The organism is Ruminobacter amylophilus (genome assembly GCF_900115655.1).
Taxonomy (GTDB): domain Bacteria; phylum Pseudomonadota; class Gammaproteobacteria; order Enterobacterales; family Succinivibrionaceae; genus Ruminobacter; species Ruminobacter amylophilus.
Genome location: NZ_FOXF01000006.1, coordinates 63,756 through 87,202, shown reverse-complemented (window position 1 = coordinate 87,202; position 23,447 = coordinate 63,756). Strand labels below are relative to the sequence as shown.

General features: G+C 44.5%; 15 protein-coding genes. 12 read left to right on the top strand and 3 right to left on the bottom strand.

Features of this window, described 5'->3' with window-relative positions:
- Window positions 1-19 precede the first annotated feature (19 nt).
- The 3 genes from BMY80_RS02995 to BMY80_RS02985 all read right to left on the bottom strand — a co-directional run bounded on the left by BMY80_RS02995 (window position 20) and on the right by BMY80_RS02985 (window position 6,559).
- Window positions 20-1,510 carry a hypothetical protein gene (locus tag BMY80_RS02995; protein WP_093140778.1) on the bottom strand — a complete coding sequence of 497 codons (1,491 nt, stop codon included), beginning with the start codon at window positions 1,508-1,510 and terminating at the stop codon, window positions 20-22.
- 354 nt (window positions 1,511-1,864) lie between these two features.
- A complete protein-coding gene (locus BMY80_RS02990) occupies window positions 1,865-3,160 on the bottom strand; it encodes a TerB family tellurite resistance protein (RefSeq protein WP_093140775.1) in 1,296 nt (431 codons plus the stop codon).
- 459 nt (window positions 3,161-3,619) lie between these two features.
- A complete protein-coding gene (locus tag BMY80_RS02985) occupies window positions 3,620-6,559 on the bottom strand; it encodes a sulfatase-like hydrolase/transferase (protein ID WP_093140773.1) in 2,940 nt (979 codons plus the stop codon).
- A gap of 154 nt (window positions 6,560-6,713) precedes the next feature.
- On the opposite strand from BMY80_RS02985, the gene BMY80_RS12195 reads away from it, so the two are divergent.
- The 12 genes from BMY80_RS12195 to BMY80_RS12525 all read left to right on the top strand — a co-directional run bounded on the left by BMY80_RS12195 (window position 6,714) and on the right by BMY80_RS12525 (window position 23,330).
- The gene (locus BMY80_RS12195; protein ID WP_177178480.1) at window positions 6,714-6,860 is read left to right on the top strand and encodes a hypothetical protein; all 147 of its coding nucleotides are present in this window, start codon (window positions 6,714-6,716) and stop codon (window positions 6,858-6,860) included.
- Window positions 6,861-7,470: 610 nt separating this feature from the next.
- Window positions 7,471-10,722, top strand: a complete 3,252-nt coding sequence (locus BMY80_RS02980) for a protein kinase domain-containing protein (protein ID WP_093140770.1) — start codon at window positions 7,471-7,473, stop codon at window positions 10,720-10,722.
- 207 nt (window positions 10,723-10,929) lie between these two features.
- Window positions 10,930-12,657: a coiled-coil domain-containing protein gene (locus BMY80_RS02975; RefSeq protein WP_093140768.1), complete on the top strand. Its 1,728-nt coding sequence runs from the start codon at window positions 10,930-10,932 to the stop codon at window positions 12,655-12,657.
- 153 nt (window positions 12,658-12,810) lie between these two features.
- Window positions 12,811-13,581, top strand: coding sequence for an FHA domain-containing protein (locus tag BMY80_RS02970; protein WP_177178479.1), 771 nt, complete (start codon window positions 12,811-12,813; stop codon window positions 13,579-13,581).
- Entirely contained in the window at window positions 13,578-14,186 is a 609-nt protein-coding gene (locus BMY80_RS02965; protein ID WP_093140763.1) for a 4Fe-4S single cluster domain-containing protein, read from the top strand. The genes BMY80_RS02970 and BMY80_RS02965 overlap by 4 nt, the downstream gene beginning before the upstream one ends.
- 2 nt (window positions 14,187-14,188) lie before the next feature.
- On the top strand, window positions 14,189-16,108 hold the full coding sequence (locus BMY80_RS02960; protein ID WP_093140760.1) for an AAA family ATPase: 1,920 nt from the start codon (window positions 14,189-14,191) through the stop codon (window positions 16,106-16,108).
- Window positions 16,105-16,860, top strand: a complete 756-nt coding sequence (locus BMY80_RS02955; RefSeq protein ID WP_093140757.1) for a PP2C family protein-serine/threonine phosphatase — start codon at window positions 16,105-16,107, stop codon at window positions 16,858-16,860. Before BMY80_RS02960 ends, BMY80_RS02955 begins: the two co-directional genes overlap by 4 nt.
- Window positions 16,861-17,161: 301 nt before the next feature.
- Window positions 17,162-17,728 (top strand): hypothetical protein, encoded by a 567-nt coding sequence (locus tag BMY80_RS02945; protein ID WP_093140752.1) that lies wholly within the window; start codon window positions 17,162-17,164, stop codon window positions 17,726-17,728.
- A 1,065-nt stretch (window positions 17,729-18,793) separates the two neighbouring features.
- On the top strand, window positions 18,794-19,390 hold the full coding sequence (locus BMY80_RS02940) for a hypothetical protein (protein ID WP_093140749.1): 597 nt from the start codon (window positions 18,794-18,796) through the stop codon (window positions 19,388-19,390).
- Window positions 19,391-19,718: 328 nt separating this feature from the next.
- Window positions 19,719-21,056, top strand: coding sequence for a Na+/H+ antiporter NhaC family protein (locus BMY80_RS02935; protein WP_093140747.1), 1,338 nt, complete (start codon window positions 19,719-19,721; stop codon window positions 21,054-21,056).
- 593 nt (window positions 21,057-21,649) lie between these two features.
- Complete coding sequence (locus BMY80_RS02930; RefSeq protein ID WP_245730026.1) at window positions 21,650-23,020, top strand: AAA family ATPase; 1,371 nt, start codon at window positions 21,650-21,652, stop codon at window positions 23,018-23,020.
- A 25-nt stretch (window positions 23,021-23,045) separates the two neighbouring features.
- Complete coding sequence (locus tag BMY80_RS12525) at window positions 23,046-23,330, top strand: PD-(D/E)XK nuclease domain-containing protein (RefSeq protein WP_245730025.1); 285 nt, start codon at window positions 23,046-23,048, stop codon at window positions 23,328-23,330.
- Window positions 23,331-23,447: the final 117 nt, after the last annotated feature.

The window sequence follows — 23,447 nt, the reverse complement described above, 5'->3', positions numbered from 1 at the left end:
CCGGAAGCCTTTCATCTCTCTAATCATTCTGCCGTAACTGCGCCGCAATGGCATCCTGTCTCTTCTTTTCCCTTGCAATCATTTCCGAGGTCTGGTTCTCATGGAAACCGAAGCCAAGACCTATCTGGGCAAATATGAGCTGTTCCCTTTCGGAAATCTCTCCGTCGACATAAATCATGCGCAGAAGCTTAAGCAACAGAAGCTTGATTTCATCAGGATCCTCCTGCTGGTATTTTTCCCTGAATCCCGCGATGTCATCATACGGAGCGTATTTGACTGAAGCTCCGGCCCTGAATGCTCTGATTCCTTCTTCATCTTCAGGCATGCCGACAGAATCCATCATTCTGAGCAGAAGCTCGTGTCTTTCCTCATCAATCTCGCCGAAACTTGCAAGAATATAGCCTAAAAGAGTCATCAGCAGACGGTCAGCTTCAGCATTGCGGTATTTCTGCACGGTCTCGGAATTCATTTCTCCAAACACTCCGGACTGTCTTTCACTCTTTTCGGACAGATTACCGGCTGAAGATTTTACAGGCTTCTTTCGAAGGATGATTCTGTATTTTCCCCCGGTATGGTATTTCAGGGAAAGATTGATTTCCTTTTCATTCAGACGGAGGGCCTCGCCGAATCTGCCTATAAATTCGAGTGTTCTGTCGTTAACGGCTCCCCCCGCATAAACAATCTTAATCAGCCAGTTTAAATAATCCTTGCGTCTGAATATTTCTGCAGGAGCAAGTTCTTCAAGACGCTGCAGATAATCTTCCTGTTCCGTCATTTCACCCGTTCCGGCATTAAAGCAGTTCACAAGCTTCTTTCTCTGGGCGGAATCAAGCAGGCGGATGCACTGACAGAAAACCTTCTTGCTCTTCGGACTGCCGCCGTTGATTTCAGTGGCATATCCGCAGATGCGGGCAACCGTTTCGTTCAGATCGTTTTCTGAATTCTGAGGAAAATCGGCATAAAGACTGAATACCTGCTGTTCTGATTTCTGCAGGGCGCTGTTCTCAATCATGGCCCTGACGAGATTAATCACCGTAATCTGATTTCTGTCGATTCCGGAAGGCATTCCGTCAGCCACGAACTCTCTGCAGCGGACGTCACTTAAACAGGCTCTCACGTACTTCACGCAGAGAACGGGAATACCCAGCAGAGCTCTGCCCATATTAAGAAGTTCAATAATGATATAAAGGTTGTTGCGTCTGTGAAGGATCATCGCGAAATACAGTGCAATCACCATGACTATGATAATCCATATGAGAATCGGCAGGCCGAAACCTTCCTTGTGCGCAAAATATAGGGTGTCATCAATGATTCCCGAATACCAGACCACCGCAAAGGGAATGCAGAACAGAATACAGATGAATAAAGGTACAAAAAGCAGATAGAGATTGTAAAACAGACTGGCGGTAAAGAGAGTCCCTGCCGTTTTATGAATAGTTCCGTCATCATAAGCAGAGGAACCGCCTGAATTCTCCGCGGTTTCCGATTTGTCATGATGCATATCAGTCATTTAAAGCGCCCTGTCAGATATAGATAAAATGTTCAGCCTAAATTCATTCAGTCCATCTCACATGCTGTTTTATTTTCTGTTATTTTCTTTTTATGAAGCTATGTTTTTATTTTACCGATAATTATCAAATAATCAATTTTTGATACGTCCGTCACTATAAATTAATCATTGTGCATACATAAATTTAACCCGTTTTTAACATAATATTCAATTCTCTGAAACATCTGCCGTTTTATTCATCGTTATTCATCGGAATTACCTGATGAATTCTCTGACAGAATTCCTTCATCACATAAAAAAACAGGAAACAGACTCAGCATCCGTTTCCTGTCTCCGATAAATTCCGGCTCGATATCAGCTCCTTAAGGTATTATCTCTGTAGAATTCGGAACTTTTCAGTTTCGCGCTTTCAACAGGAGGAGCCTTTTTGCCGAACTTACCTCCGGAAACCTCAAAAAGAATGGCCTGTACAGCCTGCTCCTGAATATCGAGAAGAGAGGCAATGGCTAAGATTCTGGCATATTCCGCCTCACTGACGTCTCCGTCGGCATAAGCCATTTTTATAACCAGAGTAAGCAGTTCCCTGTATTTCATCAGATCGTCGCCGTATTTCTGCCGGAAAAGGGAAATGTCCTGACGAGGATTGTACTTTCTGGAAGTTCCTCTGTAAAAACGTTTGGTGTATTCCTCTTCGTAGCGGGCCTCCATCTTTTCCATCATCCCAATGAAGCATTCATGTTCGTCTAAAGAAACCTCGTGATCGGCGGATGCCACATATCCCATCAGAGTCAGGGCAAAAATTTCCACGGTACCGTACCTGACATCGTACTCAAATCTTTCCTGTTCCTCTCTGGTCATCTCGTCCATATCATAGTGAACGCCGTACTGTCCGTTGGTTCTGGTGCTGAGAATACGGTTGAGAACCTTGTTGTTAATCTCAATCTTGCTGCTTACCTCACGGATGAATTTGAATTTTTCAACGCTGATATTTCCGTCCACGTAACTCAGAGCCACCAGCATGTCAAGAAGCTTAATCTTCTCGTCGTACATGTCTGCCGCCTTCATCTTGAACATGGAAATGTCATTCTCAAAATTATATCTGCTGCTCACTCCCTCGTAGAAGCACTTTCTGTACAGAGCCTGCTTGTTCGGATTATCACTGCTGATAATTGAATTCAGGGAATTTATGCAGTCGGTATCAATGCCTCCTCCGAGAGATGCCAGATACCCCGCAATTCTGTAGGCGATGTTGTCGGGCTCGTTTTCAATAACCAGATGCTGATACCTGTTTCCTTCGGAACCGCTTATGTTTTCGTAATTCCACATTCTGCTGTGGAAATCATCATAGATTGATTTTATCTCCGCTCTGGTTCCTTCAACGCCGAAACGGCATAACATGCTTATCATGGTAAGTACCACGGCGGCCGGGATGGAAAAGATCAGCAGAAAGAGGTAAACTTTGCCGAATCTGTAGCCGGTAGCAGAAATCATGAAGGAAATAACGAAAAATATCGTTGACATGCTTATACGCACGAAACTGTTATCACGGAGATAACTTAACACGGCCGCTCCGAACATCCATACCCGGACCAGCGGAATCCATATCATCTGTTTAAGGGCGTTTTCGTTTTTCTTTGGAATACGGTTCATCTACTATATCCTGAATTTGTGCATCAATATCAGCACAGGCTGAATGCCGTGCAGCAACGTTTATCCTGCACTGCCTGTATCTCCGGCATAATCGTATCGTATACGTCACCTGCCGCTTGCAGTAATCACATCCGCTCTTTCAATCTTTTGATATATGTGAGCTTTATCTTAAGGCATCAGAGATAACACCTGATCTACATCATTATTATACTGTTTCATCATATCACAGTCATCAGATTACCATTACAAATTCCTCTCTTTAATTTGACGGATTACACGAGGCCGTTGCAAAACATCCGGAAATCAGTATATAACGCATCGACTGTCATTGCCATTAAAACACGTGCGGTAGTGTTTCAGGCTTCAGGATATTCAGATCGGAATAACTGTATCCGAAGCCAAAATAAAAGCGGAATCATCACTGATTCCGCTTCCGGTTACTGTTCGGCAGTTTATTTATCAGTTGCCGTTCTTCATCTGTTCGGCATGAGCCTTGGCCTCTTCAGCCTTCTTTCTGGCAGCTTCCGCATCAGCCTTAAGCTTTTCGGCTCTTTCCTTGGCGGCTGCAGCTTCAGCCTTGGCTCTGGCAGCCTCTTCCTTTATCTGCTTCAGCTTTTCCTGATGAGCCTTCAGAAGAGCGGCTCTGGCTTCAGCATCGGCATCGACGGTTTCAGGCTGCTGAATTTCCTGATGAGCTTCCTCTGGTTCCTTGACCTGTTCTGAATCAGAAGAAACAGACACGTCCTGTTCTTCCTGTACGACAGTCTGTATTTCCTCGGCAGGAGCCTGAATTTCCTCAGCCTTAGGCTGCTCTGCAGGAACTTCGACTCTGGCTCGTTCAGGTGCAGCGTCGTCATCAATTCTGTCTGAGGAAGTGTCGGAAGATGCCTTCCCTTGGTTTCTGTGACTCAGCATTGCCACGATATCGGTGAAAATCACATCCTTGTTGCGGAGATTACCGCTGATGTGAGATTTGTTGCCGGTAATGGCGAACTCACCGTAAGTGTCACCGTTCTTCAGAAGAATGGTGTTTCTAGGAGAAAGCTGCTGATAGATAATTACTTCGTTCTCATCCTCAACAAAAGGATTAACTCTCATGGAGCTGGACTGATATCTGTTGAGAGCAAGGTATTCAATCATTTCACCTACGGAAATTGAAGAAATATCATTTTCATACATTCTTGACTTCTGATGCTTGTCGACGACAATCAGAGGCACACGGGTGATACCGAGCTGACCGTAGAGATCGTATTCTCTCTTGGACAGAGTCAGCGGAGCACGGTGATTGCCCACGATAACCAGAATACCGTTGTTGAAGAAGTTCATCTTTTCAAGTTCTTCAACAAAATCACCGATTGCCTCGTCGGTAAACTTGGTTACGGTTGCGAAATCATATTCAACCTTGGTAGGGTCAAGACGCTTTTCTACCGGTACAACGTAAGGAGCCGCACCTGAAGAAGTAAGGATTTCCACAAAGAACTTATCCTTGCTGTACTTGTTGTTTGACCAGAAACGAATGTTCTTGGCTGCTTCCTGAAGGAGAACCTTGTCATCCAGGGCACCGTGATCATAACGAGGCGCGGTATCAGGATAGTTAGGATGCATGTAGTCAAACAGATTATCAAATCCCGCCTTGTCGAACTGGGTTCTTTCGGCATCGGTAGGCTTTGATGAATACATTACGATGGTCTTGTAGCCGGCCTTCTTGAAATCACGCGGAAGAGTTGACTTGTAGAGCGCCGGATCCGCAACATTGGATCCGTTGTGAAGGAACGGACGCATGGTAAGCAGAGCATAGTTGGCCACGTCAGAATCATATCCTGATGAATATGAGTTCTTGAACCAGATGTTGTTTGAAGCTATACGGTCGAGATTCGGAGTCAGATCCAGTTTTTCTTCATAAAGCTTGCTGGAGAAGCTTGAAAGTGATTCAACCACCAGAAGAACAACGTTGCAGTTGTAGCCCAGCCCCTTGCGTTCGGTAATGACTTCATTCGATGAAGATACGGATATACGGCTGAAATCGAGATTTTCAATACCTCTGTTTACGTCAACCATATTGTAGAATTTGTTGTTGAACACACTGTCCGTACCGATGTTTACAAAGTAAACACCTACTGACATGGCGAGAAGAACCACAAATGAACAGAACTTAACCCATGTGAATTTAAGTCTGTTGTTGCAGAATATAAAGGCACATATACAGATAACCGTGGTAATTACGGCTGCGGTAAGAACCCCCTGACCGGTAGACATGTAGTGGTTGATGGCATTCGGCACTTCACGCAGATTCTGATAGCTGAATGTATCAAGACCGATTCTGGAAAAAATCAGACGATCTGACTTTTCGGTATTCATGATGTAGTCGAGGAACATCAGGAAACCAGAAACAGCCGCTACGGAAGTGAATGTAATCTTTAAAGCTCTGGTCTGCACGAAAATCGCGGTGGCAAACAGTAGCACGATTGCCATGTCAAACGGGAAGTCCTGCTTGACGATGTGCAGATATCCCATGAATTCACTGCGGTAAACGATACCGACATTGTTGCGGAATACACAGTAACGGACCAGCATCATGAGAACAAGGAGCAGCAGAGAGAAGCAGGCATACTTGTGATTTACAATGGTTCTGAAGAAGGTTACCAGTACTCTGGCCACCAGAACACCGCCGATGAGAAGCATAAGGTTTGAGTTATGGAGTACATATGCCCTCATCACCTCGTTGAGCGCGAAGAGACTTACGAATTCAACGATGGCGACAAAAATCAGGAACGAAGCGTAATCAGTGATACGGGCTCTGCGGTAGCGGCGTTCAAACAATGCGACCATGAGTTCCCATGCCAGTGAAATAAGACAGGCTACGGCGATAAAATAAAGCACCTGCCACTTGTTGAAGGTCTCAACGGATGTCTGTTCAACAACGTCTCCTGTCAGGAAATAAGGCTTTTCGTGAGAAGCTTCGAAATCATTCTTTTTAATGTTGAAACACAGTTCTTCCGGAGTGTTTTCCACCGGTTCTATGCCTTCAAAAGCAAAACGTTCGGTAACAAGTTCATGGGTACCGGTTCTGCCGGAAATGGTGAAACCCTTGAAGCAGACTTCCGAATCATGGGAATCATCCAGTTCGAATTTAAGCTGTTCCAGACGATTGGTATTATTGAGAGGGATGGTTACCTTTTCAAAATCCTCGGAACTTGAAATCAGGTAGCCGGAGCTGAAACGCTCGTTGTATTCCTTTCGACCGTCACCGAGTGAATATACCCTGGTGTCGGTGGAATACTTTGCCTTAACCTCGTAAGAGAACTCTATCGGGTTTGTAAATCCCGCCCCCATCAGATTGATTGCAACTGTAAGAACAGCTGCAACCAGACAGATAATAATCGTACGTAAGAACGCCATAACTCAAAATCCATTTATCATTCATGATCGACCCATATACCAAAGTACCACAAAGCCGCTGAAATCACACAGGTGACATGCAGGTATTGTTATACAGATATCAATCATTAAATCAACGTTGATACACAAGTATTAAACGGCTGAATCAGACTGAATGAAAAAAGACGGGCAGTCCCCTGCTCCGAAAAGAACCAGATACCGTAAAAAAACAGCAGGCTTCGTGTCTCTGAACATCTCACGTGTTGTTCACCCTTCAGGGTACGGTACTTTTTCTCTATTTATGGAATTCCCTGACGCTTAACATCGGGAACCGGGTAACATCACCGGGGCATGCAGCAATGCCAGGAAGAACCTGAAACTGCGGAACATGACCTCTGATCGTCCCTAATAATCAGTCATATCCAGTTTCCATTCCTCAATTCTTCAGACATATCCGACATCCGTCATTGACGTCAGAGACATGCAGAAAAGAAGACAAATGAAAAAACGAATTAATTCAGTGCAATAATTTATCAGAATTCGTCATATAATAAACGACATCACATAAAAACAATTGTTTTAATTAAGCATGATCATGTTTTTTTGAACTGTTTGACCATTTTTTAATCTTTTATTTACACCGTTTTAACATTTTATTATTCTTTTTTACAAAAATCCCATAAATTTCCAACATTTTGTTTTTCCCGTCGGCAAATTCCTTGTTAAATCCTGAATTTTATGGATCCGCGCCTCATTATTTTCAGTAACGGAAAGCCGTATAAAGCCATATTCACCGGCCGGAACACTCCGCTTTTTCAACGGCACACGCAAAAAGAACCGAATTCTGCCGATTTTTACGTTCTTTCTGTCTTTTTTATGTAGAATACACAGGTATCAGATTAAACATTACATTCATACACCAGAACAGCATAATGAACGACAATACTGAAATCAGTCGGAAACAGACGATAATAAATGAAGCACAGGAAAGCAGCGGCGGCAGCAGTACCAAGCTGAATCTGATGAACAGAATACATACTGCCGTCAACGTCACTCCGCATGAAAAGGTTCCGAGTCTGATAAATACGCTGATTGACGGAAAATACAGGGTTACGGACGTACTGCTGGAAAAGCAGACCGGCGAGGCCAATCTGTACATCGCAGAGGACGAAGAAAAGAACATCTTCATGGTGAAGCACTACCGCAGAAAGAATGCCGTAAAGGAGGAGGTGATTAAGAAGCTGTCCGCCATCGACTCCCCTTACATTGCCAGAATCGTCAGCTACGGCACCATTGAAGGTTTTCAGTATGTGGTAATGCCGTACTACCACGGCAACAGTCTTGATAAAATCATTCACAGCGGCGTCACCCTTTCAGAGGAAGAAATACGAACCGTAATTCTCCCTCCGCTCAATGAAGCGGTCAGAACCGTTCATGAAGCCGGAATCATCCATAAGGACATCAAACCGGCCAACATCATTCTATCCAGGGACGGAACGGGACTGACTCTCATAGACTTCGGCATCAGCTCTGACACCGACGGGCAGACCGCGGTGGTAACACATACCGGCAACACTCCGTTCTATGCCGCTCCGGAAACATATACAGGTCTGTTCCTGTCCGAGTCAGACTACTATTCACTCGGTATCAGCATTTATGAAATGGTAACCGGAAAAATCCCCTTCCAGTCTGATTCAGCAGATCCCGAGGTAATCGCCAGATTTGCCCAGATCCAGAAAATCCCCTATCCCGACGGCGTGCCTGAAAGTCTGAGAAATCTCATTGACGGTCTGACATACAAGGACATATCCAACAGACACGACCCCTCCAACCCGAACAGAAGATGGGGATATGAGGAAATAAGCCGCTGGCTGAAAAGAGAGCCGGTGGCGGTTCCCGGCAGCCATGCGGATCCGAACCGTGATTCTGAAGATAATGACGAAAGAAACGGGTTCAGGGTTCCCTACGTATTCAAGGGCAGAAGAATCTCCGGAAACCATGAGCTTGTAATTTCACTTTTAGGCGACTGGAACGGCGGTATTAAGGAATTCCGTCGAGGCGTTCTCACTCGTCATTACGAAACCAACGGCATGACTGAAGAGGCGGAAAAATGCAGAGCGGCCGACAGACTTATGGCAGAGTATGATCAGAACGGAACCGGAAAGAATATCGATACCGTTTATTTCGAGCTGATGTACAGTCTTGACAGATCCGTTACCTATCTGTACTGGAAGGAATTCTATTTTGAAGGACTTCAGGACTACGGAAACGCCCTGATAAAGGCCATTTACTCAACCCCGGAGGAAGCCACCTATGAAAAAATCAGACTTATCGGCAGAAAGTCATTTACTACACTCCGGGATACGGGAACCCCGTCCATGCTTTACTCGTTTACCCGAGACGACACGCTGAGATTTTCCGATGCTGACAGAAGACTTATCGATACCGCACGCACCCTGGTGGAAAACGACATTCTGAAATTCTTTCTGGAAAACAGCGAAGATGAAAAACAGAAAATCTACATCGAACTGGTGGATACGGTCAAAAAAGCCATGCTTGCCGAACCTTTTTCCGGCGACTATTCAACAGAACTCAGACTGGCTCTCCGACTCGGTCATCTCATCGGCGGAAACAGAAGCTTCTGCATCGGACCGCTGCTTTTTGAAAGTCTTGATTTCTTTGAACAGGTGTTCCGCGAACTTAAGGAAAAAGACATAGTCTCCTACATCAATTTCATGCGCATAAGCCGGTCGGATACTGATGAAGTACAGAAATTTCTTTCCGCAGAGGACTGCAGAAGATTCAGGGACTGTCTTCTCCCTGAAAAAGGCTGCATAATTCTCAGAGACGATTCTCTGCTGTTCCGCAGTTCAGCAGAACTTTTCCGCTATGCAGACGAACTGTGGAGTGAAGGTCAGCTTGCGGAGTTTTACGATCTCGTGACCGAAGTGCGCAGATCATATGCTGATTCTGATCTGGAAAAAACTCTTCAGAATGACAGTCCGGAAGAATTTCAGATTATTCGCCGCAATTTCGACAACATGCTGAAAATTGACAACCTTTACTACCGCGACTCGAAGGATTTTATTGAACAGCTCACTGAAATTACCGGTAATTCCACAAGACTTAACGAGTATTTTGAACAGCATAAAACACCTCTGAAAAAGCTGTTCCGCTTCATAGAGGGGAAATCATCACCGACTCTCGAAAAGTTCCTTGCCGACACATTCGGTTTCAGAAGCACCAGTGTTCAGGGAACTCCGGAGGTCGGAGGGACGGTACGTTTCGGCTCATACTATCAGGAATGCCCTGCGGAAAAACTTCTGTACGGACTCAGATGCTTTACCTGGAGACTGGCCAGAATCAACAGGATGCTTTCAGACAGCATCGTGGATTTAACCAGCAGCATGGGACATGCGGCCAGAGGTCTGACGCCTCCGGGAAGAATGTACGACAGATATACGGATACACTCATCCGAATGAGAATTATCAGACGTGGTCAGGTTATCACTCAGTTTGCCCTTGGACTTCTGTGTCTTATCTCAGAACTGTCGATTCTGTATATTTTAATTCTGGCTGTCATGATAATTGTGATCACTGCCATCATAGTACTTCTGTGCATTCCGAGACTCATTCTCTGGATCACCGCAGAGATAATCAGGCTGTCTGGACACAGAACTCCGATTGAGTGGCTGGTGGCATCCATCGATGAACACGGTGCCCTTCTTATATCCGAAAAGGCTCTGGATGCACGATGCTTCTGCGCCGATCCCAAAAGACAGGAGGACTGGACGCACAGCGAACTCTGTTCATGGTGCAACACCTCTTTTTACAATACCGCTTTCAGTGAAACCGAAAAAACGGAAATAGTCACCGTTGAAATACAATCATCCGGTAACATCCTCAAGAACAAAGTATTCATTCCAAACGAGGTACAGTATCTCAAGTACCTGTGTCTTAACCGCAGTCAGGACACTCCAAGACAGGGAATGTACGAAGGGGTACCTACACTCCGCACGCGCAGACTTCTCGGTATAAGGCCTCAGGATGAGTACTGCGCATGGCTTCTGAGAAACTGCACTCCCGGCAGAAACGTAAAAACCGTTGAATCTGACGGAACAGTCGGCAGAAGAGACTTCGTTACGGTTATGCCGGTAAGAGTCGCCGTTTACATAAGCTACTGACGGAATCTGCGTCACGCATGAAAACAAGGCATGAACGCCTCTGATGAATTTTTTGTTAACTCAATCGGATTATTATGTATAATATCTGGTATATTTTTTTATTCTGTAATAAACTTGTTTTATACAGCATCTCCGTACTGACGGTGAGTAATCACAGGGTAACGGAGACAGACGTTCCAGACAGCATGGTTTAAGGAGAATACGGGAATGAGCGGTCCAAAAGACGTGAACATATACAATCTGAATTCTGAAGCAATAGCCCGCATGGAGGCGGAAAGAAACAGACAGAAGCTCATAAGAAGCTTCAACAGTAAAAAAAACAGTGTGCTTTCACTTCTTCCGGAAATCATGAACCAGCTTGATAAATTAACCACAATTTCCGCAAAATCCGGTTTCAAAACCTGTATCTCCTGTGAGAAATTCAGGCAGTCTGCCGAGGAACTCCAAAAAACGGTATACAGCATAAAGGTTGCAAACAGTGCCCCCGTCTCCACTGTTGAAAGCCGCAGGAGAGAGCTTGATTCCGCAGCCGACAGCATAAGACAGGTCTGGAAGCAGGTTGCCGATGAACAGAGCCGCATAAATCATCTTTACGAACAGAAGCTCCTCAGAATCAGCAATCTGAGAAAATGCGTCGGTGAAATCAAAGTTCAGATCGATGAAGAGCTTAAGAAGCATGCAGACCTTCTGGAGGAAGTCATGAACAGAATGCAGGAGTACGGCATCAGCTCCAGCAGTCTGGTTAACGATATCTACGAGTTCCACATGCAGAGCATGCAGACTGCTCCGCAGCTGTGCAAATCTCTGGGAACAGATGCAAGGAAAGACGAGGAACAGTATCTTGCCGATTCTCTCAGTCTGTACCGCGGCTTTAAGGAGAAGATCGATACCTTCCCATCCAGGTGTGAGGAGGTAAAGGAACAGCTCAAGGCTCAGTATCTTAACACACTGTCTGATGAAATCTCCGGTCTTCTGCAGCAGATCCGTGAAAAAGAAAAACAGGAAGCGGCAAAAAGAAAGGCCGAAGCCGACAGACAGGAACAGGAAAGAAAACAACAGCTAGAAGAACGTGAGAAGATCCTTGCCGAACTGCATGAGCGCGTAACCGGAAAATTCGATGCCCTGGAACAGTCCGGAAGCATGCAGGACAAGACCAGGGAGAAGCTAGCGGATCTCAGAAGCATGTGGCAGGAAAACATGGAAGCAAACATAGACAACCTCGAATACATGCGTCAGTTCTACGCTCTTTCCATAGATCCGAAGATTAAACAGCTTAAGGATGAAATCGAAGACTATCAGGATCTTCTGAAGCGGTACAATGAAGCCTATGACCAGTATGTTGTTCTCTGCAACGAGCTCAACGAGGTGCCCGGGAATTTTGCCATGTCTGAAGAAGGCATCAACCACATATACGCACAAATGTTCCGACTGGAGGATTATCTGTACAATGACTACAACAACAGATATATCAGCAGATCCATCGACGAAGTCATGAAGGAAATGGGATATGACGTTATCGGCTACAGCGTTGAACATGAACGCGGATACGGACACGAAGCGCTGTACCGTTTCAACGACAGCTCAGCCATCAGCGTATGCATGACGGATAACTACCTTACGATAGAGCTCGGCGGTATCGACGATACGGATCGCGAACCTGATGAGGCTGAAGCCCGTGAACAGGTTGAAGACATGAAGAAATTCTGCAGTGACTACAAAATCATTCAGGAAAAGCTGAAATCAAAAGGCCTTGAACTGAAGGACGGTCACGATCTTCCTCCTGATCTCGAATACGGTCAGATCCATAATCTCCGTGATTATGACATTGATGATGAAACCATTGAGGATCTGCTGAACAGGGCTCATGCCGGCCGCAGGACTCATGCCGGACAGGCGGCTGCGGAAGAACAGAAGCACCTCACCGCAGATGAATAACCTCCCTGCTTAAAATTCCGCCTGAGTGTAATGCTCTGTCGCATTTTACAGGCATTATCAGGCGGAATACGGTATTCTTTCTGTATAATAACGGATAAGAGCGGTAAATCAGCTTTTACCGAAAAAAAACATCAACCCGGGACAAAAACAATCATGGCAAGAATAAGAATCTGTCCAAACATCAACTGTCAGACCGAAAATCCGGCAACAGCCACTGAATGTGAAGCATGCGGCTACGATCTTACAAACGTTAAACCGACGCTGAAACAGGAAACTCCGCCTGAAGCGGCAGTTTCACCGGAGGTGACGTCCGCAGAAAAAGAAGCCGTACCGCGGAAACCGGCCGCATCAGCTTCAGAAAACACTCCTTTTTCAGCAGCGGACGCATCCCCTGCAGCTCATAATTCCGAAGCAGGAAATGATGACGGTACGGAATTCGTAAAAATCTGTCCTGAATGCGGTCAGAAAAACCGCGGTGTTGCCAAAATCTGCACCAAATGCAAAGCCTCCTTAAAGAGCATCAGAGGAGTTCATTTACCGAAGGACGCACCGGCGGCCGCTCCCTCAGCCAGACCGGAACCGCGCCGTGTCATGGCAGTACCTGAAATCAGACTGATGTCTTCAGACGGACAGGAAATCTTCAGAGTCACCGAATCAAATCCGGTATTCAGTATAGGCAGAGAGCAGGTTCTCAGCGGTTTTCTGAGAAACTGCGATTATGTAAGCCGCCGTCATGCGGAAATCTCCCTCATTCAGTCAACGCTGACCATCATGGACCTTAACAGCACCAACGGCACCTTCGTCAACGACTGCAAACTTGAACAGGGACGCAAAAGACCGCTTGAAAACGGGGACAGGGTATCACTCGGAGGCTTCTGGGGAACTGAAAAAACCGGATGCTTCACCGTAGAGTACCGCAGATGAACATAGCCAGACTGCTTTATCCCGTCAGAGTTCTGGGACCTGGAAACAGAATGGGAATATGGTTTGCCGGTTGCACTCACGGATGCCGGGGATGCAGTAATCCGGAACTGTGGCAGATGCAGAAGAAATACGAGACTACCGCAGAGCATATTCTCGAAATAGTCAGGTCGGTAGCCGCAAGTTCTCCCATTGACGGATTTACCATCACCGGCGGAGATCCCTTTCTGCAGAAGGACGCACTGCGCATACTGCTGCCGAAGCTTGCGGAAATATCGGAAGACATTCTGGTATATACGGGTTTTGACTACGAGGAAATCAACACCGGGGAAAACAGGGACATTCTTGACTTCATCACCGTACTGATTGACGGGAAATACATCGAGGAGCGCAACAACAACTGTTTTCTGAGAGGTTCTGACAATCAGAGAATACATATTCTGCAGAAGAACCTTGAGAAATTTTATCTAAACTACCTCAGCTCCGGCCGGAATCAGATACAGAACTTCCGGACGTCTGACGGTTTTATTTCCGTGGGAATCCACAACCCCGACTACAGTCGGGAACTACACGAACGTCTGCTGAAAAAAGGAATTATAAGGGTGTAAACATGGATAATAATGAGCTGCCTAAATGGCATCAGGAACTGACCATATTCAACCGCATAAAGCCTCAGATTATCATCGAGGGCAATATCATGGATAAATATGTCTATCCGGAGGAAAACGATTATCAGTCCAAAGGAGTCATTCTTAATCTTAAGGATTATCTGAATGCGTTCTTCCGTAATCTCGGTTACCACCACGTGATTTTTTACGATCATCTTAAGGGCTTCTATAACGACAGCTGTGACGACGGAAAGAAAGCCATTGATGATTTTGCTGCTCTGGTGAGCAAGGATGTTACCGAAGACCACATTGAAGCGCCGTTCAGCGGACGCGGGGCAAATGCCGCGGAGATCATAGACCTTGCTCTCGGTCAGAAGGAGGAATCGGTGGCTGTTATCATGGATTTTGTATCCAGATACATCGTAAGCCCTACCCAGCTTTCACCTGACGACGTGCTGAGCTTCACCCGTCTGCAGAAAGCGGTACTTGGAAGCAGCGAAGTGGTTGAGAGCAGCGGCGTTCATCTTAAAAACACCGTAATCCTTCTCACCCAGAAGGTCAACGACCTGCCGGTATGGTTCTATCTGGACAATCCGCTCAGCAAAACCATCAACATACAGCCACCTACCAAGGAAGAACGATTCAGTTTCGTGGACACCCAGTTCAAATCTTTTTTCGACAGGGAAATCTATCAGGCGGAAATAGGTAGATACGAGGATGAGTCCGGTCGCGGGGAGCTTAAGAAATTCAAGGAAAAATTCACCGGCATTACCGACGGTTTTTCCTACACCACCCTCAACGATCTGCGCATTCTCTGCAAAAATCAGAAATTCCATCTGAACGAACTCACCAAGGTGGTGGATCTTTACCGTTACGGCGTAAAGGACAATCCATGGGAAAAACTGGATTTTAAAGATTTTGAACACGCCGAGCAGGAATTCTACCAGCGTGTGAAGGGGCAGGATTACGCCATTGCCAAAACTCTTGATGTGGTAAAGCGAGCCATGACGGGAATGAACGGTCTGCAGCATTCCTCCCACACCAAACCGAAGGGCGTGCTGTTTTTTGCCGGCCCTACCGGTACCGGTAAAACAGAGACTGCCAAAACTCTGTCACAGAAGATCTTCGGCGATGAAAGCAGATGCATAAGATTCGACATGAGTGAATACAGCCAGTCGCACAGTGACCAGAAGCTGCTGGGTGCTCCTCCGGGATACGTGGGATACGAACGCGGCGGTCAGCTTACCAATGCGGTAAAGAACAATCCGTTCTCCATCCTGCTGTTCGACGAAATCGAAAAGGCATCCCCTACCATTCTGGACAAATTCCTGCAGATTCTCGAAGACGGCAGAATGACTGACGGTCAGGGCAATACGGTTTATTTCTCCGAATGCATCATCATATTCACCAGTAACCTGGGAATCTATGTGGACGAGGAAGATCCCGAAACCTACCAGATCCGCAAGATACAGAACGTCACTCCGGACGAAGACTATGAAACCATCCGCAAAAAGGTAGGCGGAGCCATTGAGCATTTCTTCAAGTACCAGCTCAACAGACCGGAAATTCTGAACCGTATCGGTGAAAACATTGTGGTATTCGACTTCATACGTCCGGAAACCGCCGACAGAATCACTGATGCACTGATTAACAAAATCATACGTGAGCTTCTCGAAAGCAAGAATATCACTCTGTCCCTCAGCGATAAAGCCACGGATAACCTCCGGAAGCTTGCCGCAGGGAATCTGGAGAACGGCGGTCGAGGTATCGGCAACATCATTGAAGAATATCTGATAAATCCGCTGTCGAGATACATGTTTGACAACGGAATCCGCAGTAACACGGGCATCACAATCAACGACATAGTCACGGACAATGGTTCCGTCAGTCTGAACTGCACACTTACCGAGGGTAATCCATGAAAGCTGTTTGTCATATCGTAAAGGGACCTTATCATAAGGAATGCGAGGACAGCGCTCTTATCATGGGAGCCGGCAGGAGTCCGATGATTTTTCATGAAAACAGAACCGAAACGGAAATATCCTCGCCGGTTCTTATTGCCGCGGCAGACGGCGTGGGAGGTCTCCCCGGGGGCAGAAAGGCATCTGAGTTTGCCGTCAGGACTCTCAGTACCATGAACGTCTCCGGAGACGAAACCACATATGCCGAAACACTTAAGGAGATCAACCGAAGGCTCATAGACTATGCCGCCACGTTTCCCGGACAGAATACCATGGCCACAACCCTGAGCATGGTCTACCTTGACGGTGATACGTTTAAAATCGCGCACACCGGCAATACCAGAATCCAGACACTTAACGGCGGTTATTTAAGACAGGTTTCCACCGACCATACAACCTATCAGATGCTTATGGATCGGGGGATGCCTGAAGAAGCCGAAAAAGCGCCTAAAAACGAAATCATAAGCTGTCTCGGAGGCGGTAATGAAAAGCAGCTATACAGGATTCAGGTGAACAGTCTGAAGGTCTCACCAAACCAGAAGATGATTATTCTGACCAGTGACGGCATCCACGACTACGTTGATATTGATTTTATGGAAGACACGTTCAACCGGGACGACCTCTCACTTGGAGAAAAGGCTGATCTCCTGATCCTTCAGGCACTGAAACTGGAGTCGGAGGACGATAAAACCGTACTTATAGTCGAGCTGTAGAAAATAGCATTAAATCACGTATATCCCGAACGGTTCTTACCATGCCTGCCGTCCGGGATTTTTTTATTTTTTCTGGCGGAAGCAGGCATAGTTACGCACCTGTAACATTCAGCGGCAGTAAAAATGTCTGGATAGCCGCAGGAAAAAAGGAGCTGAGTACCACCTGAAACATTAAATTCATAAACCGCATTCAGTTTCTGCAGTGCTGCACTTATCAAATCATGAGTTATAAATGACTGAAATCAGGATTTCAGGATATAATGACCGAACTGTTTAAATCACATCACAAGGAATATTTACCATGTACAATGGCAGCGAGAACAATAACAGTTCAAACAACGGATACACAACAGCCCCAGACGGAAACTACAACAGAGACGATTCGGGCAACGGATACAGAACCAATACCGATAACTATATGAGCAGCGGCTACATGAGAACGGATATGAAGCTTCGAAATGAAGCCTCATCCTGCCGTAAATGGATGATTATTGCGATGGCATTACATGCGTCTGCCATGCTTCTTTCCATTATGGGACTTCCGGCGGCCATAGTTACTTTTATTACAATGACAAGGGTAATGAGTTTCTTTGACAAAGCCAGAATGTACGGAGATCGTACATGGGTTTCGGTAGCTCTGTGGACATACGGTATTTATATGGTTGGCTGTGTCGTAACAGGCTTCCTTGCAGGCTTCAGTCTTGCGTTGAAACATAAAGATGAAATACAGTCAAGTGAAGCAATGGTTAACGAATTTTTACAGGAGCATAATGTGGCTTTTCTGATGTTTTCACTCATTTCCGTCGTGCTCGTCCTGTATCTGCTGGCTGTCTGGATTAAAGCATTTGTAGCTCTGAAGAAGTACTGAGACTCACTCATGCAACAGCCTAAAGGATGTCTGTATTTACGGATATCTTACGCACTTATTTAAAACAGCTGTTCTATGCCTGCATTCTTTTCATCTGCGGGCATTTCTCTTCTAAAAAATGGCATGCCTTAGTCTCTGTGTGAACCTCTGTACGAAACATGCTTAGTCTCATTCTACGGAAAATCGTCTCCGGCCTCATCATCATAAAGAACAGACTTTATTAAGGAATGGCTGAAACAGCAGTGTTATCCTGATGATTTTTCAGTACGTTTTTACATTAAAATAAATCAACTGTTTTCTAAAATATCCAGATTTATCCGGCGCGAAAATTTTTCAGTTCCGCAGATTATGTCTTCCACGGTAAAGTAATCTGATCACGGCTCCCTCCACAGATTTCGGTAGTCACCAGAACATCATGTTACTTATAAAGTGACATTATTTTAGGATTCTTCTTAATATAACAGCCCGAAAAATTCCGGCAGGGGATATGACTTATCAGATTAATTTTAATTTCAACATGATTGATTATCACGATTAATGCAGATTAATTATGGAGCCTTAAAATTAATCTTCATTAATCAATATATTTCTGTCACCTAATCATATAAATTAATATTATACCCCATGTTTTTCAGAAATCATGTACTGGAAACAGAAAATTACATGAATCCATATTGAGAACAGGATGGATTATCCGACTGCGGCCATCATAACTTTTTTCTCTGTATATGTTGAAAGCAGTCTGCACTATATCCGTTCTGAAAAACACTCATTAAGCCCCCTGCCGTTAAAGATTTTTAATATTAAATTTTATCAATAATCATAAATAAGCATCCCCTACTTATCCGTCAGTTTTTTACCGTAATTATTCTTAAGGATTCATCATTCTCTTTCAGCTGCGAAACAATAATTATGTTAATTCTCTCCGCAGATATATAAATTCATGATCACTATTTCTTATTTTTCACGTATAATAATGATATTGACATTTTGGCATTAATTTATTCACGGCAGGATACCGTCAGACTCTGATGTATTCAGAATTTTAAACAGGAGATTTTGAATATGCGTTTTTTGATGTGGACATTACTCGGTTTTATACTGTTTTCCGTATCCACCGTTGTCATTCAAGAAAACAGTATAAGACCGGAGAGCAGTTTCCTCAGAATGATTATGGCACTGATACAGTTATCCATGCTGTTTCTGTATTTCAGTCGCCATCTGTATGTGCGCATTTTCAGATTATTCGTCAACCCCGAAGACAGTTTCTTGACACTGTTAAAAAAAGCCTTTTTTGGATTCCTGGCCTTTATGTATCTCACGGGGCTCAAAACGTTATACGACGACGGATATACTGGAAGCGTGATTTTTCTTTCACTGCCTCCTGTCATTTATTTACTCACCCGCAGGTTCACTAATCAGACCCAGCGCTCAAGAATCAGCGGAATCATTCTTGATTTTGCGGCATGGACCCTAATCGGATGCTGCATGGCAATTTTTTCATTTAAGGTTCTGACTGATTTCGATGAACTGCACGACGGTCATTTCACGTTTTTTCAAGCCATTGTTTCATTTGCCGTCATCATCATGAACTTCTCCTTTATCTTTCTGTACTGGACAAGACACCTGTACCTTAAACTCTACAGATATATCATATCCTGACCTCTCCGCAGGAGGCTCTTCCACACTGTTCATTCATTGATAATTATAATTTTGGTCCCTTTCATTTCAGGGATATTCCTTATCTAATATCCTAGTATACCTAAAGGAATAATAAACTTTTTCACTTTTTAAACAAAAAGAATCTTGTTACATGCCGTGGTTATGTATAAAATCACAGTACGAATCCTTTTATGAATCAGACATCGTCCGCCTGTGACGCTCCTTATTTCGTAAAAGCATTCGTTTCATCAGATATCACAGACACTCCGGAACCTTCCCGTCACATACAATACAACGGTCCGGAATACATAATAAAGGTAACAAAAAAATGCTAAACAATAACAACTCAGAAAACGGCTATCAGGACGGCATCAGACCGAAGCCGAACATCAAGGCTCTGTTTCCGATTCTTATTTTTCTGGTCTTCTACCTCGGAAACGGCATTTACTATGAGTACATAAGTCCCATCGATGGCAAAATGGGCTTCTACATCACTTCTGTGGTGGTATCCTTCGGCATTGCCCTGATTGCCGCCTTCATACAGAACCGCAAACTCAATTTTGAAGAAAAAATAAACATCTGCAGTAAAGGCATAGGTGACAGCAACATCACCATCATGCTGCTTATATTCCTGCTGGCAGGTGCCTTCAGCGGACTTGCTTCCGTTACCGGCGGTGCCGTCAGCACGGCAAACATGCTGTTAAACATCATCCCGGCAAATTTTGCGATACTCGGTCTGTTTGTCATCGCCTGTCTTATTTCCATGTCCATGGGCACCAGCGTCGGTACCATCAGTGTTCTGGCTCCGATAGCCCTGGTAGTTGCCCGAAACGGCGGTATTTCCGTTCCTCTCTGTGCGGGAACCGTCGTCAGCGGAGCCATGTTCGGTGATAACCTGTCCTTCATATCCGACACCACCATAGCCGCCACCAAAACCCAGGGCGTGCAGATGAAGGAAAAGTTTCTGGCAAATATAAAGCTGGCGCTGCCCGCAGCCGCACTGACCGTTGTGGTACTTACCTTCATATCTCTGAGCACCGGTACGGAAACCGTCGGCGAATACGATTTCAAATTCCTGCTGGCCCTGCCTTATTTCATTGTTTTTATTCTGGCACTCGCCGGAATCAACGTGTTTGTGGTACTGATAATCGGCATAATACTGTTTCTTGCCTTCGGTTTCGGTCTTGATACCATCAGTTATGCGTCAGCATTCGAAGCCATGGGCAAAGGCACATCATCCATGTTTGAAACCATGATTGTTACCATTCTGGTTGCCTCTATTTCCGCTCTGATTAAAGCCAACGGCGGCTTCGAAGCCATCCTCGGATATATCAGAAATCACTTTAACGACAAAAGAGGAGGAATGTTCGGCATTGCGGTTCTGACCTCATTCATGGATATAGCCACTGCCAACAATACCGTAGCCATAGTGGCTGCAGGCCCTATTGCCAGGGACATCAGCCGTGAATTCGGAGTATCAGGCAGAATTACAGCCTCCCTGCTCGATACCTGCTCATGCATACTGCAGGGTATTATTCCGTATGGAGCTCAGCTTCTCGTTGCGGCCAGCATCATGGGGATCAGCAGCATAACCATCGTACCGTGGCTGTTCTATCAGTTTATTCTGGCGATATTCGTAGCCATAGTCATCATCAGAGCCAGATAATTTCAGATTATCAGGCCATATAAAAACAGGCTCTGCATTTTCTGCAGAGCCTGTTTAGTCAGAAGACCCGCACAGGTGTACGTGTCCGTCAGATACCTTTACTTCTCTGTTGTCGGTTCTTTATGATCGTCATGACCGTAAAGCTCTCAGGGTATCCTCAATATTCTTCATCACCTTGCTCTGAGTAGAACGCAGAATCATGCGGTTTGACTGAGCATAGGTGAAATTTCTTATCAGCTACAGCAAAGGAAACGGACATGATGCATCACCCAAACAGGCAGAAGCGCAAATGCTTCTGTTCACGAGCCTAATGACTGCGTTAAGACCGCGACGTGTTCTATTCAACAGCCATAAAGATCAATACATGTTTAAAAAACACCTGAATCACCGGTATTAAGGATACGTCATATTTATTCACTAAAAATTATGCAGGAATCATAACTGTTGAATTATTTGCTGATACTGTTTAAATTACTGACAGATGAGCTGTATGGATAATTGTTCAAAGGAAGTTCCATCCTGTATCACGGATAAAAATTCAGTGCTGTGATAAAACGACAGCAGATGATGTTGAGTTTTGGGAAGTTAAAGTTATGGGAAATATTCTGAACCCTGATAAAGATAACAGCTTTATCAGGCTGGTTAAATTCAAAGATTCTGAAATTTTTGTGGATAAGACAGATTTTATAGGAAAGATATCCGCAAAGATCAGTGCCGATAAGCGTTTCTTTGCCATAACCCGCCCCCGCAGATTCGGTAAAACAGTAACTGCTGACATGCTTTCAGCTTATTATTCCAAAGGATATGCAGGACAAAAAATTTTTGACAATCTGAAAATTTCCAAAGAAAAAAATTATGAAGACCACCTGAATAAATACAATGTCATATACATCGATATGAACTCCATAAAGGATAAGTATATTTCGTATACGTCAGACAAATCCCTTTATATCGAAGATATCGATGACATCGTAGATTTTCTGCAGTACCTGGTTATTCTGGATCTGAAAGAAAACAAAAACTACGCAGAACAAATAAATAAAGCACCCCTGGTTGGAAAGAAATCTTTATCTTCAGCATTGGATGTTATATGCAGATACACTGGTGAACCATTTATTTTAATTATGGATGAATGGGATCTGATATACAGAGAGTACAAAAATGAAACGGTATTACAGGAAAAGTTTATAGAGTTTCTGCGAGGTTTATTTAAATCAAAAGATGGTCAGGATTGCTTTGCTTTAGCTTATCTTACCGGTATTCTTCCTATCAAGAAATATAACTCTCAATCAGCTTTAAACGGCTTTAAAGAATACAATATGCTCGCCCCCGAACCATTTGAGACATATTTTGGTTTCACCGAAGATGAGGTTGCCGAAATTGTAAAATCACCTGACTGCACATTATCACATCAGGAACTGAAAAAATGGTATGAAGGATATAAACTCAATGGCATTGATATTTATAACCCCAACTCTGTTGTTTCTGCTGTCAGCGATGGTAAGTGCAAAAGCTATTGGAGCGGAACTTCATCAAACGAAGAATTTGTACGCCTCATCAATACTGATTTTCAAGGCATAAAGGAAGACATCATCAACTTAATCGAAGGTGATGAAGTTACTTTCAGCTGTGCAAATTTCCAGAATGATATGGTAAACATCAAAGATAAAAATGATGTATTCAGTCTTCTGGTATGTCTCGGTTACCTTGGATGTGCAGAAACAAAAAATCAATATCGTAAAGTTGCCTATGTTCCGAATGCTGAAATCAAAGCAGTGCTGATGGATATTGTCAGAGAGCAGAACTGGTACGAGCGAATGGAAACAATAAAACGTTCAGAAAGCCTGCTAAAAGCAATAAAGGAACTTGATGGAGCAACCGTAGCTACACTTATTCAGGAAATCCACAATTCTTCGGCTGTAACTCTGCTCGACTTCGGCTGTAACTCTGCTCGACTACAATGACGAGGAATCACTCACTTATTGTGTAATGACCGGACTTTTATGGTCAACTCTTGACGATTACAGCTGTCACAGTGAAGATCAGTCAGGCAAAGGACGAGTTGATTTAGTGTATGAACCAATAACAAGGAGACAGCCACTAATCCTGATTGAGTTTAAGTATGACGGTTCTGCTGAAGAAGCCATTGCTCAGATTAAAAAACAGGAATACTGCAAACGCTACACCGGACAGTTCAAAAACATCATAATTGTAGGAATAAATTACAGCACAAAGACTAAAGATCACCAGTGCCTTATTGAAAAACTTGATTAAGCAGACGCATATTTCAGCGGATACTAAAATCCAGACCTATAATCAATGGAAATCGTTTTAATGCAGAAACATAACGTTGAGGCTTATTCAAAATTCGCTTAATAACTGTATCCTTGA